Source organism: Lentzea sp. NPDC020367, from assembly GCF_044387305.1.
GTDB lineage: Bacteria > Actinomycetota > Actinomycetes > Mycobacteriales > Pseudonocardiaceae > Lentzea.
In genome coordinates this window covers 568,043-585,308 of record NZ_JBIRVV010000006.1, presented here as the reverse complement: position 1 = coordinate 585,308, position 17,266 = coordinate 568,043, and the positions used below count along the sequence as shown (strand labels likewise).

Sequence of the window (17,266 nt, the reverse complement as noted above, 5' to 3'; positions counted from 1 at the left end):
CGTGACGCGACAACGACCTGGGGCGTGCACGATCGATCACCCGCTGTGACGACAGACCTTTTGGGGTGGTCATGCACGTTCCAGGGATTGACTCGCCGCCACGCGTGGTTACGCTTGCGCCTCCCACCCCCGGACCGGACGCGCCTTCCGCGCAGAGCCTCGCCGGGCACTCCCCGTAACGAATGCGAGCGGTTGATGACGAAGGCGCTGCCCTCCGTGTCACGCCCGGCCAACCCCGGTTTCGCGACCTTTGAAGAGCCTGCTCACTCATTGCTCATCGATGGTGACGGTGAGCCTGATTTCGGTGCCGTCCAAACGAGCGAGGATTTCCTCGACCTGAAGCGCCGGGTCAAGCGTTTCATTCTGCCGGCGACGCTGCTGTTCCTCGCTTGGTATGTGACGTTCGTATTGCTTTCGGCTTACGCCGCCGACTTCATGAGCACTCCGCTGTTCGGAACCGTGAACGTCGGCTTGACGATGGGATTCCTCCAGTTCGTCACCACCATCATCATCACAATGGCGTACGCGCGTTACTCCAAGCGGAAGCTCGACCCCCAGGTCGACAAGGTGCGCGCTCTCGTCGAATCCGATGAGGAGCTCGCGTGACCGGGGCGAACACCGCGATCAACCTGTCCGTCTTCGGCATCTTCGTGCTGCTGACGCTCTACATCGTTTACCGGGCGTCGACGCGAAACGTCAGCGCGTCGGACTACTACGCGGCGGGCAGCAGTTTCACGGGCACGCAGAACGGCATCGCACTCTCGGGTGACTTCCTGTCCGCGGCGTCGTTCCTGGGCATCTCCGGCGCGATCGCCGTGAACGGTTACGACGGCTTCATGTACTCGATCGGGTGGGTCGTCGCCTGGCTGATCGGCCTGATGCTCATCTCGGAACGGCTGCGCAACACCGGCCGCTTCACCATGGGCGACGTCATGGCGTTCCGCATGCGCCAGCGCCCCGTGCGCGCGGCCGCGGCGAACGCGACCCTGGTGATCTCGATCTTCTACATGATCGCGCAGATGGCGGGCGCCGGCGGTCTGATGGCGCTGCTCCTGGACGTGCACAGCAAGATCGGCCAGGCCATCATCATCGCGGTCGTCGGCATCGTCATGGTGCTGTACGTGCTGGTCGGCGGCATGAAGGGCACCACGTGGGTGCAGATCATCAAGGCCGTGCTGCTGCTTCTGTCCGTGTCGCTGCTGACCATCTTCCTGATCGGCAAGTTCGGCTTCGACTTCTCCTCGATGCTCGACCGCGCGACGCAGCGCTCGCCGCTGGGCGAGGCCGTGCTGGCGCCGGGTGTGAAGTACGGCGCCTCGGACCTGTCGAAGGTCGACTTCATCTCACTGGCCCTGGCGCTGGTGCTCGGCACCGCGTCGCTCCCCCATGTGCTGATGCGCTTCTACACGGTGCCGAACGCCCGCGAGGCGCGTAAGTCCGTCGTGTGGGCGACGTGGATGATGGCGATCTTCTACTCGTGCACGCTGGTCATCGGCTTCGGCGCGATGGCACTGGTGGGCACGGACAAGATCACCGGCGCTCCCGGCGGCGAAAATTCCGCGGCGCCGCTGCTGGCGTTCCAGGTCGGCGGCACCGTGCTCCTCGGCATCGTGTGCGCCGTGGCGTTCGCGACGATCCTCGCCGTGGTCGCCGGTCTGACGCTGACGGCGTCGGCCTCGTTCGCGCACGACGTCTACGCCAACGTGATCAAGCACGGCGAGGCCGACCCGCGCGACGAGGTCAAGGTCGCACGCCTCACCGCGGTCTGCGTCGGCGTGCTCGCGATCGTCGGCGGCATCGCGGCGAACGGCCAGAACGTTGCCTTCTTGGTCGCGCTCGCGTTCGCGCTGGCCGCCTCCGCGAACCTGCCGACGCTGCTGTACTCGTTGTTCTGGAAGCGGTTCAACACGCGCGGCACGCTGTGGAGCATCTACGGCGGCCTCACCTCGTGCGTGCTGCTGATCGTGTTCTCCCCCGCCATCTCCGGCTCGAAGTCGTCGGTGTTCCCGGACGCCGACTTCGCGTTCTTCCCGCTGTCGAACCCCGGCATCGTGTCGATCCCGCTGTCGTTCCTGGCCGGGTTCCTGGGCACGATCCTCGGCGGCGAGCCGGCGGACCGCGAGAAGCAGGCGGAGATGGAGGTGCGCGGGCTGACCGGCATCGGGTCAGGTCTGCGCTAGCAACCGCTCCACCGCCTTGTTGAACACCTCGGGACGTTCCAGGTTCGGCATGTGCGCGGCGCCGTCGACCACGACCAGCGTCGAGCCCGGAACGCGCTCGCTCATGTACTCGGCGTCGCTGACCGGCGTGTACTCGTCGTCGCTGCCCACGATCACCAGCGTCGGCACGGTGATCGAGGTGAGGGTCTCGGTGTAGTCGGGCCGTTCGGCACGGCCTCGCAACGCCGCCGCGGCACCCTCGGGCGGTGCGTTGTGCATCAGCCCCGCGACGAACTCGCCGACGGCCGGGTTGTGCGGCGCCACCATCTTCCACTGCACCTCGGTGGCGTAGCCCGACATGCCCTCGCGCAGCAGCCGGTCGGCCATGGCGTTGCGGTTCCGGCGGCCGTCCTCGGTCTCCGCCTGCGCGAACGTGTCGGCGAGGATCAGGCCGCGCAGGCGTTCGGGGAACGTGCGCGCGCACTCCATGACGATCTGCCCGCCCATTGACAGGCCGCCGAGCACGAACCGCTCGACGCCGAGGTGGTCGAGCAGGCCCGCGACGTCGGACGCGAAGGCGTCCAGTGGCGTGATGCCGGGGACGACGGTGGTCTCGCCGTAGCCGCGCAGGTCGGCGGCGATCACCCGCCGGCCCGCGGCGCTGAAGTGCTCTAACTGCGGGCGCCACATCGAGCGGTCGAAGGGATGGCCGTGCACCAGCACCAGCACGTCGTCGCCGGTGCCTTCGTCGTCGTAGCCGATGGTGATGCCGTTGACGTTCGCGGTGGTCATGATCCGACCGTAGCGCGAACTAGGACGCGGCTTCCTGGATCGCCTTGCTGAAGCGCGAAGCGGCCTCGGCGGTCGTGAGCTTGAAGCCCAGCGACGGTTCGGTCAGCTCCAGTTCGAGCAGCAGCGGCTCGCCGTCGGGGCCTTCGACGACGTCCACTCGGGCGTAGAGGAAGTCCTTGCGCTGCAACGAGAGCAGCTTCGCGGCCACGTCGAGGACCTGGTTCGCGAGCTCGACCTGACGCGGGGACGGTTCGATGCTGCCCAGCCGCTCCTCGACGTAGAGGCCGGACTCCGCCTCGGCGAGGCCCTGCGCCAGCATCGGTCCTTTGTGGAACGAGTGGGAGTACTCGCCGGCGAAGAACACCAGCGCGGTCTCGCCGTGGGCGTCCACACTGGACTGGTAGGGCTGCACCAACGCCTTGACGCCGATGGCTTCGAGGTGTGCGCGAGCTGACTCGTGGTCGGTGAACCGGCCCGCGCCGCGCGAACCCGCGCCGACCGCCGGCTTCACCACGAACTCGCCGTCCGGGAACGCCGGGGTCTCCCCCGGTTCCACCACGACGGTGGGCACCACGGGGACGCCGTGGGCGGCCAGTTCGGCCATGTAGGACTTGTCGATGTTCCAGCGCACGACCGAGAGCGGGTTCGCGAGGGTCGGCACGCCGGCGCACCACGCCAGGAAGGCGTCCAGGTGGTCCGGGTAGTCCCAGGTCGTGCGCAGGACCACGAGGTCGGCCTCGACCGCGCTGCCCCAGGGCTGCCACGACACGTCGACGCCGTCCCGGAGCAGGGCGGCGACGAGTGCTTCCTCGTCGCCGTCGCCCTCGGGCAGGCGGTCGCACGAGGCGAGCACGACCTTCATGACCGCATCTTGGCCATCTTGCGGCGGTGCGCGGAGCCGATCTTGGCGGCGGCGGTGGTCTCGCGGTCCCATTCGGACTGCTCGACGTTCTCGGCGGCCTCGACGGCCTTGGTGGCGGACTCGACGTCCTTGGTCATCACGTCGCCCATGGCGCCGTCCGCGCCCACCAGCACGATTCGCGCGCCGGCCCGGCCGATCGGTTCCACGACGGCCCTGACCGCCGTGCCCGGCTTGCCGTGGGCCTGCACGAACTCGGCGATGCGCTTCTGAGTGGTTTGATCAGACACCCCCACACTGTAAAACCAGCGGGTAGCTTCAGTCGGGTGACCACCGACACGCTCACGTCGTTCCTCACGTGGTACTTCGACCACCACCCCGCGCACGCGGCGCAGGCCGGCTCGCTGGAGCACTACTCCACCTTCGGGGACTTCTCCGCCGCCGCGTTCGAGCAGCGGGCCAGGGAGACCGAGGAGTGGCTGGCGCGGCTGGAGCCGTTGCCGACGTCGGTGGACCGCGATCTGGCGCTGTCGGTGTTGCGCGGGGCGTCTGCGCACGAGACGTGGCCGGGATGGCGGCGCGACCCGCACGAGTACGCCGGGGTGGTGTTCTTCGGGCTGCTGGGGCCGTTCCTGCACGGGCTGCTGCCCGAGGCCGAACTCGTCGCCTCCACGATCGCGAAGCTGCGCGAGGTGCCCGCGGTGCTCGCCGCCGCCGAGGCGAACCTCGACGCCTCCCTGGCGTCGCCGCTGGTCGTGCGACGGGCGTTGGACCAGGTGCGGACCGGCCGGTCGTTCCTGCTGGACTCGCTGCCGCTGGAGGCCGCGCCGGAGTTCCGCGCGGCGATGGCCGAGGCCGCCGGGCCCGCCGCGGACGCGTTCGACCGGCACGCCGCGTTCCTGGAGGACCTGGCCGTGCGGGCGACCGGCGACTGGCGGATGGGCGAGAAGCTCTACTCGGCCCTGTTGCAGGACAAGGAGATGCTCGGCTACGGCGCGCCGGAGCTGCACCAGCGCGGGCAGGACGCCTACGCGGAGCTGGAAGCCGAACTGATCGAGCTCGCGGGCTCGCCGGACTGGCGTTCGGTGATGAGCTCGCTGCAGGACGACCACCCGCCGACGCTGGAGGCGTTGCGCGCCGAGTACGAGGCGGAGACGGCACGGGCGCGCGCGGCGCTGGTCGAGCACTCGCTGGTGACGCTGCCCGAGGGCGAGGAGTGCCAGGTGGTGCCGGGGCCGCCGTTCCACCGCGCGGTCATGGCCGTGGCGAGCTACCTCGGCCCGCCCGCGCTGACGTCCAAGCGCACGGGGTACTTCTTCGTGCCGTTCACGCCCGACGGTGCCTCGGACGAGCAGGTCACGCACCGCCTGCGCACCAACGCGCGGTCGCAGCTGCCGACGATCTCGGTGCACGAGGCCTACCCCGGCCACCACTGGCACCTGACGTGGCTGGCCGCGCAGGGCCCGGCGCACCCGTTGCGCAAGATCTTCCGGACGCCGTACTTCTCCGAGGGCTGGGCGCTGTACGCGGAGAAACTGCTGCGCTCGGTCGGCCACTACAAGTCGCAGGGCGCGTTGATGGGGCACGTCGAGGCGCGGCTGTTCCGGGCGGCGCGGATGATCGTCGACACCGCCCTGCACTGCGGTGACATGACCCCCGCCGAAGCCGAAGCGTTCATGGTGGCGCGCACGGCACTGACGCCCGGCACCGCGGTGGGCGAGGTCAAGCGGTACTGCACGCGGCCGACGCAGGCGCCGTCGTACCTGACCGGGGCGCTGGAGATCGACCTGATCCGCGACGAGTACCTGGCCGCGGGGCTGGGGTCGTTGCGCGACTTCCACGACCGCATCGCCGGGTCCGGCGCGCTGCCGCTGGGGCTCGCGCGCCGGGTCGCCCTGGGCGAGGACTAGTCCGGCCATGACTGTGGTGCTGTCCGTCCCGGACACCGCGCTGACACTGCGGCCGTGGCGGTCCGACGATCTCCCTGCGCTGCTGGCGGCGCATCGCGATCCGCTGCTGCGCCGCTGGCTGGCCACCTCCCTGACCACCGAGGCCGAAGGCCGGCGGTGGCTCGACGCGCAGGACGACGGCTGGGCGAGGGCGACCCGGCTCAGCTTCGCCGTGGTCGCCGACGACCATCCCCCGCTGGGCCACGTGGTGGTGAAGGTGGGACCAGGCGGCACGGCCGAGGTCGGCTACTGGACCGCCGCCCCCGCTCGGGGGCGGGGAGTCGCCGCCCGAGCGGTGGAGACCTTGTCGCGGTGGGCACTGTCCATCCAGGACCTGGTCGCGCTCACCCAGCTGGAACTGCTGCACGCCGCCGGCAACCACCCGTCCTGCCGGGTGGCGGTCAAGTGCGGCTACGCGCTGCACGACCTGCTTCCCGCCGTACCGCCGGAGTTCCCCAACGAGGGACACCGGCACGTGCGCCGCTAGGCAGGCCGGTAGGCCTGGCCCGCCGCCGTCAACGTCGTGCCGGTGGATAGTCCCGTCGGACTTGTCTTGGTGGACAGCGTGAACCACGAGTAACGCTCCACGAAGGACAGTCCGTCGAGCATCCTGGTCGACGCGGTGATGAACGCGGTCTGCTGTTGCTGGCTCGGGTAGACCGCGCGGCCGGAACGCCAGTCGATCAACGCGTACTCGGTGAGCCAGATCGGCTTCTTGTACCGGTTGTAGACGTTGCGCAGGTACGACTCCAGGTGACCGGTGGCCGCGGAGGAGAAGTCCTGCCCGTACCAGTGCAGCGGGATGAAGTCGACGCGCAGGTTGCGTGCCTTGGCGCCCGCCATGAACCGGTCGAGCCACCCGCCCGCGACGTCACCTCCGAACGCGACGCCGGGCGCGCCGAGCCTCAGTCCGGTGTTCTGCAGGCGTGGCCACAGGTCCAGCGCGCGTTCGACGGTCATGTTCGCCTGGCCGGCCATGTCCGGTTCGTTGAAGCCCAGCAACTGCTTGCCGTTGGCCTTCGCGTTGTTCAGCTCGGTGTCGGTCACGCTCGCCGCGCCCCAGATCATCGGGACGAACTCGGCGTTGCTCTGGATTCCTCGCCGGTCCGAGGCCCAGGTGTAGTACCAGCGGGCGTCCAGGGCGGTCATGGCGGCGCCGGCCGGACCGGGGTCGTCGGCCGCGTTCACGCCCTTCTTGGCGGAGGCGGCCTGGGATGGAAGCGCTCCCATGAGGAGCAGACATGCGATCAGCAGCAGGGTTGTTTTTCGCATGGATCGGTCTTACCAGGGTCCCGCTCCTTTTGCTCCCACCAGCTGGGAGGGGGAACATCGGGGCCACGGCCAGGGTTGAGCAGGGTGAGTCGATCAAGGAGGACAGATGCCCAAGGCAGTGGTGGTGCGTTCGGCCGGTGGCCCGGAGGTGCTGGAGTACGCCGACGTGCCGTCGCCCGTGGCCGGTGACGGCGAGCTGCTGGTGAAGGTGGCCGCGGCGGGCGTCAACTACATCGACACGTACCAGCGCAGCGGCCAGTACGCGATCCCGTTGCCCACCGCACTGGGCCTGGAGGGTGCCGGCGAGGTCGTCGTCTCGAACTCCCCGGACTTCGCCGCCGGCGACAAGGTCGCGTGGATGGGCGTGCTGGGCAGCTACGCGGAGGAGGTCGTGGTGCCCGCGGCGTCCGCGGTCCGGGTGCCGGACGGGCTGGACGTCGAACTGGCCGCGGGCGCACTGCTGCAGGGCATCACCGCGCACTACCTGATCCACTCGACGTACGTCGTGAAGGAAGGCGACCGGGTGCTGGTGCACGCGGCGGCCGGTGGCGTCGGGCTGCTGCTGACGCAGTGGGCGAAGGCGAAGGGCGCCACCGTCGTCGCGACGGTGTCGACCGACGAGAAGGAGGCACTGGCCCGCGAGGCCGGGGCCGACCAGGTGCTGCGGTACGGCGACTTCGCCTCGCAGATCGAGAAGGTCGACGTCGTCTACGACGGGGTCGGCGCCGACACGTTCGACCAGTCGCTCGCCTCGCTGAAGCCGCGCGGGCTGCTGGCGCTGTTCGGGGCGTCGTCCGGGCCGGTGCCGCCGGTGGATCCGCAGCGGCTCAACGCGGCCGGGTCGGTGTACCTGACGCGGCCGTCGACCGGGTCCTACCTGCTCGACCGCGCGGAGCTCGACTGGCGGGCCGCGGACCTGTTCGGCGCGATCGCGTCCGGTGAGCTGAACGTCCGGATCGGCGGCCGGTACAAGCTGGAGGAGGCGGCGCAGGCGCACACCGACCTGCAGTCGCGCAAGACGACCGGCAAGCTGCTGCTCCTGCCGTGAGCCGATGAGAAACGGCCCCTCGGGTGTTCCCGAGGGGCCGTTTCGCTTTTCGCGTCAGGCGGCGGGGGTGACCTTCACGCCGTCGATGATGAAGACGAGGGTCTCGTTGGGCTTGATGCCCTGACCGCCCTGGCCGTAGCCCTTGGCGGGCGGCACGATCAGCAGCCGGCGGCCCTTCTCCTTGAGCCCGACGATGCCCTCGTTCCAGCCGTCGATGACCGGCGCCTGGCCAACGTTCTCGACGTCGAACGGCTCGCCGCGCTCGAAGGAGCTGTCGAGGATCTTCTTGTCCGAGAACGTCGTGAGCTGGTAGTTCACCGAGGCCGTCGTGCCCGCCTTCACCTCGGCGCCGGTGCCGGGCACCAGGTCCTTGATGACGAGCTCGTCGGTGGGCTTGCAGGCGGGGATCTCGACCTTGGGCGCCGCACCGAAGTCGCCGGTGACCTTGAAGTCGTCGGCCTTGCAGGGGGTCGTGGGCGCGCCGGCCGAGGGCTGGGCCGAGCTGCCGCAGCCGGCGAGGCCGGTGGCCGCCACGAGCGCCAGGGAAGCGATGAGCAGGACGTTACGCATGGTGGGTGAGCGTATTCGGGCGGGTGTGAGCGGCGTGTAGCAGGCCGCGCGACCTCGTCCTGACGGCCGTCCCCCGGCTCGGCCTGCCGGAGGAGCAGCGGCCACGGCCGGGCGGCCTAAAACACTCGCAGTGGGTGCGTTCGGGTCGGTGGGTCACCCTCATCCGACACGGGAGGGGTGGGTGGCGACTGGGCGTCACCGAAGTGCACGTATGCGGGTCGACGACTGGGCTCAAGGGCGGTTATTCCGGTCCTGAATGTCGCACGAATAGCAGCTTCCTTATCTTTTGACCGACGCGTACAGTAACTCCTCGCACTTGATCGGACACCGACCGCATTCGTCCGTTCGGGTAGCAGCCAATCTGGTGATCCGGGAGGTGGAGACTCGTGTCCGCGGAGGCCGGAGGCATCCGCAGCAGCCTGATCCAGGAGTTGTTCTGGACTCGGACCGGGTTGCTCCTCCTCATACTCGTCGTGACGTCGGGTGCGTCGCTGGCCATTTCCAGTCAAATGGATTCCGGTACAGCGAGAAACCTGCTGACAGCGCTGGGTACCGGCACTCTTATTTCGGCGGTCGTGAGCTTCACGCAGACGTTGATCACGTCGAAAGCGGCGCAGAAGGCGCTTCTCGCTCCGGTGATCGAGGAGAGTCGCAAGGCTCTCCGGGAACTCACCCAGGAGTATCGGGCGCTCGATCGCGAGTTCTTCCCCAGTCACGTGTTCGAGCCGACGGCCAAGCCGGATCCGGTGTTCAACCAGCTGATGATGCAGGACCTGGAGCGGACGCGGCTGTACTGCTTCCGCGGGTTCGCCGGCCGGTACGCGGCGGGCAGGGTGCTGCTCAGCCAGACGGAGTGCGAGCTCAGGGCGGTGCTGGCCGACCCGCGCGACGACAACGCCATCAGCGGGCGGGCGCGGTACCTGTTGCGCAACGAAGGCGCGGACGGGGACTACGACGAGATCCAGAAACGGCTCAAGGAGCAGATCGGCATCGGGCTCGTCGGGCTCTACGCGGCACGCAGCCGGTGTTCCAGGATCGACGTCACCATCGTTTCGGATCCGCCGCTCGATCGGCTCGAGTTGTTCGACGACTCGGCGTGGCTCACGCTCTACAGCAACACCGCGGGAGTGCTCAGGCCGTATCCGCGCACGCTCAGGTTCACCGAAAGTTCGTTCCTTTACGCGATGGAACGCGCGGAGTTCCTGCGCATCAGCAATTCCAAGGCCGGTTACCACTTCGCCATCACGCCAGCGACTTCCAGGAACGACTTCGTGGCGCTGTTCGAGAAGATCACCGGCGAGACGCTCACCATCGACGGTTTCACGGAGCTCGAAGGCAAGTTCCACGCATTCCGTCGCGAATTCTCCGCATCCGCTCAGTTGAGGAGCTGATCGATCTTGCTAGCCGAGTTCACCGGGGTGTCCGCGCTCGAGGAGCTCGCCACTCGGGTGCAGCGCGCCGAATTCCCCGTCGTGGACCACTGGGCCGATGTCGGCACGTGGTTTCGCGAATGGGCGGCCCGTCCCGGGTTGCGCAAAGAGCTTCGCGCGCACATCGACGGCCTCACACCCCAGGAGGCGACCTGGGTGATCGCGCACTCACGCGAGACGACGACGCACTACGCGTGGTGCCTGCGCGACGAAGCGGACGAACCGTTCACGTTCTGGCTGCACGAGTACAAACCGCTGGGCGATTGGCGGGCCGGCTACGCCGACTCGGTGCACAACCACCGCTACCACTTCTGCACCACCATCCTGAGCGGTGCGTACCTGCACGAACGTTTTGACGCCCGGCTCGGCGTCGGCGGCCGCACGGTCGTCGGCACGGAACTCACGAACCGCACCCAGTGCGCCGAGGGCACCACCGGCACGATGCTCGCACACGAGTTCCACCGCATCCCGCGAGCAGCCGACGGGACCATGACCTTCCTGGTCAAGTCACGTGCCGTGAACCCGTGGAGCCTCAGCTACGACCCGGACACCGGAATCAGCCACCGGCACGTGCCGGTGGAGGACCGACTGGAGGATCTGACGAACCACCTGTGAAGGCCCGCCGAGGCCGCCGCGACACGCTTACCATCAGCCCACCTGTCAGGAGGGCTGATGATGCGTACGCGCACATTGATTCCGAGGTCTGTCATCGCGGACGTGGAGCAGCGCGTGAGGCGGCTGTGCGAGGACCTGGCCGCGAAGCTGCAGTTCCACGGCTGGCACCACGTGAGCTTCGTCCGGGACAAGTCCGTGCACTTCGCCGGACGCAACGGTGCCGCGGCGGACGTCGTCGAGGTGGCCGCGCTGGTGCACGACCTGAACTACATGGTCCGCCGCAACTCGCTGCCCACGGACGGCGAGGCGTTGCGCCGCAAGGTGCTGTTCGTCGCCGGTGTCTCCCTGGGCGACATCGAGTGGATCGAACGCATCGTCGTCGAGGCCGAGATGCGCACGCGCTCCCGCGACATCTCGCTGGAGGCGCAGGCGCTGTCCGACGCGGACACGCTGTTCAAGGCACTGCCGGTCACGCCGGTCGTCCTGGCGCACAAGTACCTCCAGGAGAACGGCATCACGTTGCGCGAACTCGCGCACAAGATCGTGGGCGAGCAGGTGGGCAAAGCCGACGAGGGCTACTACTTTTACGACTCGGAGGCCGCCGCGACCTACACCAAGTGGGCCGAGACGAACCTCCTGTTGTGGAAGTGCATCGTTGAGTCCCTCGACGACCCGTGCGTCGAGGACCTGCTGACCAAGGTGGCGTCCTGAGCACGTTCTTCATCCGAAACGGCGTGGAGTCGGTCGCGGCCGGCGACTACGACCCGCGCGAAGCGGTTGTCGTGTGGCATGAGGTGTTCAACGAGGTGTGGGCGCCTCTGCCCGAAGACAACGTTGTCGCGCTCCCTGCTGCCCTCGTGGCGCAGCTCGTCAAAGCCGATCCAGCGCGCATGCACGACGTCGCACTGTCGTGGGCACCTCTCGTCGACATGGACTTCCATGCCGCGTTCGCGCACCTCAGTGAGTTGTCACGGCTTGCGCGCACGGCTGTGAGCCGCGCCGAGACCGTCTACCTCCGGGTCAGCGAGCAGGCGTGAGGCCCGCGGTCTGCTGTTGAGGCATCGTGACCCCGATGGCGGTGAACGCGAGTTCACGGGCCGCGCGTCGTGCGGTGAGCACGGCGAGATGAGTGCCCACCGTCGCCGTGCGGAGCAGCTCGGCGTGCGTGGCGGCGGCGACCTCCTCGATCACCTCGTCCGGCACCCGGTCACCGAAGGCCTCGGTCAGTTCCGCGACGGCCTGACGGATCTGGGCCTGCGAGTTCAGCATGCCGAGGTAAACGATCAGCCGGCCCCGTCGGTTCAGCGAAGCCGGAGATCCGCGCTTCCGTGCAACGCGTACGCGAGCCCCATCACGTTGCCACGACTGAGCATCTCCCACCGGATCTGCCGCAACGCGTCACCGGCGCGCAGGCCGGCCGCCAGCCGCGACAGCATCATGCCCGTGACCCAGCCGGCCATGTCCTGCGGCACGGCGACCTCGGGACTGACGACGCCCGACGCGCCGTGCTCGACGAACGAGGGCACCAGGGCGGCCATCGGTGACGTCCCCACGACCAACGGCTTGCGCACGGGCCAGTGCGGACGCGGCCACACACCCTCGCGATCCCACCGTGCGATCTCCTCGGCGTCGAGGAACCCCTCGCGGAAATGCAGGTGCACGACGTCCATCGACTCACCGGCCAACACGAGCCCCAGTTCAGCCGGGGTGACGTAGGCCGAGGACACCGCCTCCGGCGAGATCTGCGACATCAGCTCCGTGACGTGCCGCTCGGTGAGGCCGCGATCCATCCCCGCGTCGACCGCCATCGACACCTCGAACGGCCACGGGCGCGGCGAGACGCGCGCCACCAGCGGCCCGGCCGGGTGCTCCAGCACGCTCGACAGACCCCAGAACCCGAAGGGGCACAACACGTTCCCGCTGTGGTCGGCCACCGGGCAGTGCGCGGGCACCTCTCCCCCGGCACCGAACGGCCCGAACTGCCCGACCGACGCGCACAACCGGTGCGGACCGTCCGTGAACGGCAGGTCGTAGATCATCGGCCACGGCACCGGCCCGGCGTCCGGCGAAGCGATCATCAACCCGGCCGGGCGACCGGTCACCCGCGCCGCCCGCCGGATCGCGTCGGCCAGTCCGAGATCGCCGAACAGCCGCGAGTACACCTCGGCCCCCTGCCGGGCGAGGAACGCGAGATCCGCGCAGTAGGCCGGGAAGTCCTTGCCGTACCAGGGATCCAGCGCGGACAACGCCGGCAGCGGCAGCGCGCAGCCGGCCAGGCTGACCCACGACGGCACCCCGCCCGCCGACACCAGCGCCCGGTCGCCGAGCACGAGAACGGACGCTGCCCGCGACGACGAGGGCGGGAGGTCGGCGAACGTGCGGGAGAGCTTCAGCCGCGGCACCGTCCGGGACTCGCCCGCGCCGACCGGCAGCACGACCTGCTGGACGTGCACCGGCACGACCCCGTGGTAGATGACCAGCTCACCGGTCCACGGCACTGCCGCGTACGGCGTCGTGACCTCGAAGCTCACCCACGAGCTGGGCCCGTCCGCGGGCAGCACGAACGACTCGGACTGGACCGGCCGCCCCGGCATGCTCAGCACGGCCCGCAGTCCCAGGTCACCCGGCAGCACGGTGCTGTGCGCCCCGACGCGCGCCCACACCTCGTAGTCGCCGCCGGGCCGCAACGCTCCCGCGATGCCCTGGGTCGCTCCGGGCAGCGCGACCATCACGGTGACCGCGCGGTCCGCGACCACCGGCGGCGCGGGCAGCGAGGTGTAGGTCATCGCGCCCCGCCGCTCCAGCTCCCGGAACTGCCAGAGGACGTCCTCCAGCCGCCCCTCGCCGGAACCGCGCGGCACCGCGAGCACGACGTGCGGCGCGCTCCACCCGATCAGCGCCGAGGAAGCGTCCACACCGGACACCCAGGTGTGCACGGCGGTGAAGAGCACGACCGGCCGGCCCAGGCCGCGCAACGACGCGACCACCGGAGCCGAGTCCCACGAACGCGTGTCGTGCAGCGCCACGACGTCGCCGGGCACGTCCGCGAGCGACGGCAGCGACGAGGCCGACGAGAAGTGCCGGAGGTCGAGCACCGCGAACCGCAGCACCCGCACCTCGGTCTTGACCACGGCGGACCCGGTCGATCCGACCGCGAGCCCCTGGCTGACCTGCGCCCAGCCGCCCGGATCGGTGATCACGACCAGGGAGGACGCGGGTGTCAGGGCCGCGACGAAGTCCAGTGGTGAACCTTCACCACCGGTGACGGTGAACTCAACGGGCGCCACAGCCGTACGACTGGAGGTGCAGCTAGAACGGCCAGCCAAGCACCGGCAACCCGACAACGGCGTCCACGGCGAGACCGCAGAACACGAGCATCAGGTAGAGGTTCGACATGTGGAAGAACTTCATGGTGTTCGTGGACCCGCCACGGCGAACAACGTTGTGCAGCTTGTGCGCGAAGACGGCGAACCACACGCCGGACAGCGCCGCGACCGCAACGTAGATCCAGGAGGTGACCGGAGCGAGGGCCAGCGTGCAGACGACGGTGATCCAGCTGTAGATCACGATCTGCCGCGTCACCTGCTGAGCTGTCGCCACCACGGGCAGCATGGGCACGCCTGCTCGGGCGTAGTCCTCCTTGAACTTCATCGCGAGGGCCCAGGTGTGCGGCGGCGTCCAGAAGAAGATGACGCCGAACATGACCAGCGCCGGCCACTCGACGGTGCCCGTCACCGCAGACCAGCCGATGATCACCGGCATGCAGCCCGCCATGCCGCCCCAGATGATGTTCTGGGAGGTGCGGCGCTTGAGCACCAGCGTGTACACGAAGATGTAGAAGAGAATGGTCGCCACCGCGAACGCGGCCGACATCAGGTTGACGAAGATCCAGAGGAACGCGAACGAGACGATTCCGAGCACGATGCCGAAGATCAGGGCGTTGCGCGGCGGAATGGCGTTGTGCGCGAGCGGCCGGGCCGCCGTCCGCTTCATGACCGAGTCGATGTCGGCGTCGACGAAGCAGTTGAGGGCATTTGCCGACCCCGCGGCGAGGGTGCCGCCGGTGAGGGTGCAGGCGATGAGCCACAGGGGCGGCAGGCCGTGCTGGGCCAGCAGCATCGCGGGGATCGTGGTGATCAGCAGGAGCTCGATGACCCGCGGCTTCGTGAGCGCCACGTAAGCGCCAACAACCTGGCGAGGCGACCTGGGGGCCTCGAGGACGGCACTCATCGCGGGAACGCTCCTCGTGTTGAGACAGGTGTGAAATCCAGCGACTGATGGTAACCGCGCAAAGAATTCACAGCCCGTTCGGGTGCTGGTGTGCCCCGGCACACACGTGCCTGGGACCTTTCAGAGCAACATCTGAATCTCTCAGGACTAGGCTGGCCGGAGGACGTGGGAGAGAAGCGGGTCAGGCCGTTCGGGATCGATTCACGGACGCGTCGCAGACCCGCCTTAGCGACAAGTTTGGAGCTGTAAGTCCGTGACCGTCACCGACGACATCACCCGGCTCACCAAGGCCGATCTGCCTGACGACTGGACCGAGCTCGACAAGCGCGCCGTGGACACCGCGCGCGTGCTCGCGGCGGACGCCGTGCAGAACGTCGGCAACGGCCATCCCGGCACCGCGATGAGCCTTGCCCCGCTCGCGTACACGTTGTTCCAGCGCGTGCTGCGGCACGACCCCGCGGACGCGGACTGGATCGGCCGCGACCGGTTCGTGCTCTCCGCCGGGCACTCCAGCCTGACGCTCTACGTGCAGCTGTTCCTGTCGGGGTACGGCCTGGAGGTCGAGGACCTCAAGACCCTGCGCAAGTGGGGCTCGAAGACGCCGGGTCACCCCGAGCACGGCCACACCAGGGGTGTCGAGATCACGACCGGCCCGCTGGGCTCCGGTCTCGCCTCCGCCGTCGGCATGGCCATGGCCGCCCGCCGCGAGCGCGGTCTCTTCGACCCGGACGCCGCGCAGGGCACCAGCCCGTTCGACCACCACATCTACGTGATCGCCTCCGACGGTGACATCGAGGAGGGCGTCACCTCCGAGGCCTCGTCGCTCGCGGGCACGCAGCAGCTGGGCAACCTGGTCGTCTTCTACGACGACAACAAGATCTCCATCGAGGACGACACGACGATCGCGCTGTCCGAGGACACCGCGAAGCGCTACGAGGCCTACGGCTGGCACGTCCAGGTCGTGGAGTCCGGCGAGAACGTCAAGGGCATCCTCGAGGCCGTCGAGAAGGCCAAGGCCGTCACCGACAAGCCGTCCTTCATCCTGCTGCGCACGATCATCGGCTACCCGGCGCCGAACAAGCAGAACACCGGCGCCGCGCACGGTGCCGCGCTGGGCGTCGACGAGGTCAAGGCCACCAAGCAGATCCTCGGCTTCGACCCCGAGCAGACCTTCGAGGTCGCCGACGAGGTCCTGGCGCACGCCCGCGAGGTCGTGAAGCGCGGCGAGCACGCCAAGGCCGAGTGGCAGAAGTCGTTCGACGCGTGGGCGTCCGCCAACGCCGAGAACAAGAAGCTGCTGGACCGCCTGGTCGCCCGCGAGCTGCCCGAGGGCTGGGACGCCGACCTGCCGGTCTACCCGGTGGACGCCAAGGGCGTGCCGACCCGCAAGGCCTCCGGTGAGGTCATCAACGCGCTGGCCAAGCACCTGCCCGAGCTGTGGGGCGGTTCTGCCGACCTGGCCGAGTCCAACCTGACGACGATCAAGGGCGCCAAGTCCTTCGGTCCCCCGTCGATCTCCACGGGCATGTGGAACGCCGACCCGTACGGCCGCGTGCTGCACTTCGGTGTCCGCGAGCACGCGATGGGCGCGATCCTCAACGGCATCGCCCTGCACGGCCCGACCCGCCCGTTCGGTGGCACGTTCCTCGTGTTCTCCGACTACATGCGCCCGTCGGTGCGGCTGGCCGCGATCATGCAGGCCGCCGTGACGTACGTGTGGACGCACGACTCCATCGGCCTGGGCGAGGACGGCCCGACGCACCAGCCGATCGAGCACCTCGCCGCCCTGCGCGCGATCCCGGACTTCACCGTGATCCGTCCCGGTGACGCGAACGAGACCGCGTACGCGTGGAAGGCCACCATCGAGCAGCTCGGCCCGGTCGGGTTCGCGCTCAGCCGGCAGAACCTGCCGACGCTGGAGGGCACCTCCGCCGAGGGCGTCAAGCGCGGTGGTTACGTGCTCTTCGGTGACGACAACCCCGAGATCGTGATCATCGGCACAGGCTCTGAGCTGCAGATCGCCGCCGAGGCCGGGAAGGCCCTGCAGGCCGACGGCGTTGCAGTGCGTGTGGTGTCGATGCCGTCGATCGAGTGGTTCGAGAAGCAGGACGCCGAGTACCGCGAGTCGGTCATCCCGTCGGCGGTCAAGGCCCGCGTCGCGGTCGAGGCCGGCATCGCGCAGCCGTGGTACCGCTACGTCGGCGACAACGGCGAGATCGTCTCGATCGAGCACTTCGGTGCCTCGGCCGACTACCAGGTCCTGTTCAAGGAGTTCGGCTTCACGACCGAGAACGTCGTGGCCGCCGCCCGCCGTTCCCTTGACCGAGTGAGGGGTTAATCCA

At 68.9% G+C, this 17,266-nt stretch carries 18 protein-coding genes; 10 read left to right on the top strand and 8 right to left on the bottom strand.

All coding sequences use genetic code 11. The features are described from left to right. Positions 1–195 precede the first annotated feature (195 nt). A complete protein-coding gene (locus tag ACH413_RS27955) occupies positions 196–606 on the top strand; it encodes a DUF485 domain-containing protein (RefSeq protein ID WP_360031348.1) in 411 nt (136 codons plus the stop codon). Continuing rightward, on the top strand, positions 603–2,180 hold the full coding sequence (locus tag ACH413_RS27950) for a cation acetate symporter (RefSeq protein WP_360031350.1): 1,578 nt from the start codon (positions 603–605) through the stop codon (positions 2,178–2,180). The genes ACH413_RS27955 and ACH413_RS27950 overlap by 4 nt, the downstream gene beginning before the upstream one ends. Here the strand turns inward: ACH413_RS27950 and ACH413_RS27945 are convergent. Genes ACH413_RS27945 through ACH413_RS27935 form a run of 3 tightly spaced genes read right to left on the bottom strand, consistent with a single transcriptional unit; the run spans position 2,166 to position 4,100 of the window. After that, positions 2,166–2,951, bottom strand: a complete 786-nt coding sequence (locus tag ACH413_RS27945) for an alpha/beta hydrolase (protein ID WP_360031352.1) — start codon at positions 2,949–2,951, stop codon at positions 2,166–2,168. The two genes, ACH413_RS27950 and ACH413_RS27945, sit on opposite strands and share 15 nt — an antisense overlap. Before the next feature lie 19 nt (positions 2,952–2,970). After that, complete coding sequence (locus tag ACH413_RS27940) at positions 2,971–3,813, bottom strand: hypothetical protein (RefSeq protein WP_360031354.1); 843 nt, start codon at positions 3,811–3,813, stop codon at positions 2,971–2,973. Further along, on the bottom strand, positions 3,810–4,100 hold the full coding sequence (locus ACH413_RS27935; RefSeq protein WP_360031356.1) for a hypothetical protein: 291 nt from the start codon (positions 4,098–4,100) through the stop codon (positions 3,810–3,812). The genes ACH413_RS27940 and ACH413_RS27935 overlap by 4 nt, the downstream gene beginning before the upstream one ends. A gap of 36 nt (positions 4,101–4,136) precedes the next feature. On the opposite strand from ACH413_RS27935, the gene ACH413_RS27930 reads away from it, so the two are divergent. Further along, complete coding sequence (locus ACH413_RS27930) at positions 4,137–5,720, top strand: DUF885 domain-containing protein (protein WP_360031358.1); 1,584 nt, start codon at positions 4,137–4,139, stop codon at positions 5,718–5,720. 7 nt (positions 5,721–5,727) lie between these two features. Beyond that, positions 5,728–6,246, top strand: a complete 519-nt coding sequence (locus ACH413_RS27925) for a GNAT family N-acetyltransferase (protein WP_360031360.1) — start codon at positions 5,728–5,730, stop codon at positions 6,244–6,246. On the opposite strand, the gene ACH413_RS27920 is transcribed toward ACH413_RS27925, so the two are convergent. Next, complete coding sequence (locus ACH413_RS27920) at positions 6,243–7,031, bottom strand: glycoside hydrolase family protein (protein WP_360031362.1); 789 nt, start codon at positions 7,029–7,031, stop codon at positions 6,243–6,245. The genes ACH413_RS27925 and ACH413_RS27920 overlap by 4 nt on opposite strands. 106 nt (positions 7,032–7,137) lie before the next feature. Between ACH413_RS27920 and ACH413_RS27915 the strand changes: the two genes are divergently transcribed. Continuing rightward, positions 7,138–8,079, top strand: coding sequence for a quinone oxidoreductase (locus ACH413_RS27915; RefSeq protein ID WP_360031364.1), 942 nt, complete (start codon positions 7,138–7,140; stop codon positions 8,077–8,079). Between the two features lie 54 nt (positions 8,080–8,133). On the opposite strand, the gene ACH413_RS27910 is transcribed toward ACH413_RS27915, so the two are convergent. After that, positions 8,134–8,649: an FKBP-type peptidyl-prolyl cis-trans isomerase gene (locus tag ACH413_RS27910; RefSeq protein ID WP_360031366.1), complete on the bottom strand. Its 516-nt coding sequence runs from the start codon at positions 8,647–8,649 to the stop codon at positions 8,134–8,136. A gap of 386 nt (positions 8,650–9,035) precedes the next feature. On the opposite strand from ACH413_RS27910, the gene ACH413_RS27905 reads away from it, so the two are divergent. From ACH413_RS27905 to ACH413_RS27890, 4 genes are read left to right on the top strand one after another with little or no spacing between them, the layout of a single operon-like run. Further along, complete coding sequence (locus ACH413_RS27905) at positions 9,036–10,040, top strand: hypothetical protein (protein ID WP_360031368.1); 1,005 nt, start codon at positions 9,036–9,038, stop codon at positions 10,038–10,040. Between the two features lie 6 nt (positions 10,041–10,046). Continuing rightward, complete coding sequence (locus tag ACH413_RS27900; protein WP_360031370.1) at positions 10,047–10,694, top strand: hypothetical protein; 648 nt, start codon at positions 10,047–10,049, stop codon at positions 10,692–10,694. 60 nt (positions 10,695–10,754) lie between these two features. Next, on the top strand, positions 10,755–11,405 hold the full coding sequence (locus tag ACH413_RS27895; protein ID WP_396425289.1) for an HD family phosphohydrolase: 651 nt from the start codon (positions 10,755–10,757) through the stop codon (positions 11,403–11,405). Between the two features lie 23 nt (positions 11,406–11,428). After that, on the top strand, positions 11,429–11,731 hold the full coding sequence (locus ACH413_RS27890; protein ID WP_360031374.1) for a hypothetical protein: 303 nt from the start codon (positions 11,429–11,431) through the stop codon (positions 11,729–11,731). On the opposite strand, the gene ACH413_RS27885 is transcribed toward ACH413_RS27890, so the two are convergent. From ACH413_RS27885 to ACH413_RS27875, 3 genes are read right to left on the bottom strand one after another with little or no spacing between them, the layout of a single operon-like run. Continuing rightward, positions 11,715–11,963, bottom strand: coding sequence for a three-helix bundle dimerization domain-containing protein (locus ACH413_RS27885; RefSeq protein ID WP_360031376.1), 249 nt, complete (start codon positions 11,961–11,963; stop codon positions 11,715–11,717). The genes ACH413_RS27890 and ACH413_RS27885 overlap by 17 nt on opposite strands. A 32-nt stretch (positions 11,964–11,995) precedes the next feature. After that, positions 11,996–13,981 (bottom strand): hypothetical protein, encoded by a 1,986-nt coding sequence (locus ACH413_RS27880; protein ID WP_360031378.1) that lies wholly within the window; start codon positions 13,979–13,981, stop codon positions 11,996–11,998. A gap of 22 nt (positions 13,982–14,003) precedes the next feature. Beyond that, positions 14,004–14,924, bottom strand: coding sequence for a heme o synthase (locus tag ACH413_RS27875; protein ID WP_093601302.1), 921 nt, complete (start codon positions 14,922–14,924; stop codon positions 14,004–14,006). A gap of 253 nt (positions 14,925–15,177) precedes the next feature. Between ACH413_RS27875 and tkt the strand changes: the two genes are divergently transcribed. Then, positions 15,178–17,262, top strand: a complete 2,085-nt coding sequence (gene tkt, locus ACH413_RS27870; protein ID WP_360031379.1) for a transketolase — start codon at positions 15,178–15,180, stop codon at positions 17,260–17,262. Positions 17,263–17,266 lie beyond the last annotated feature (4 nt).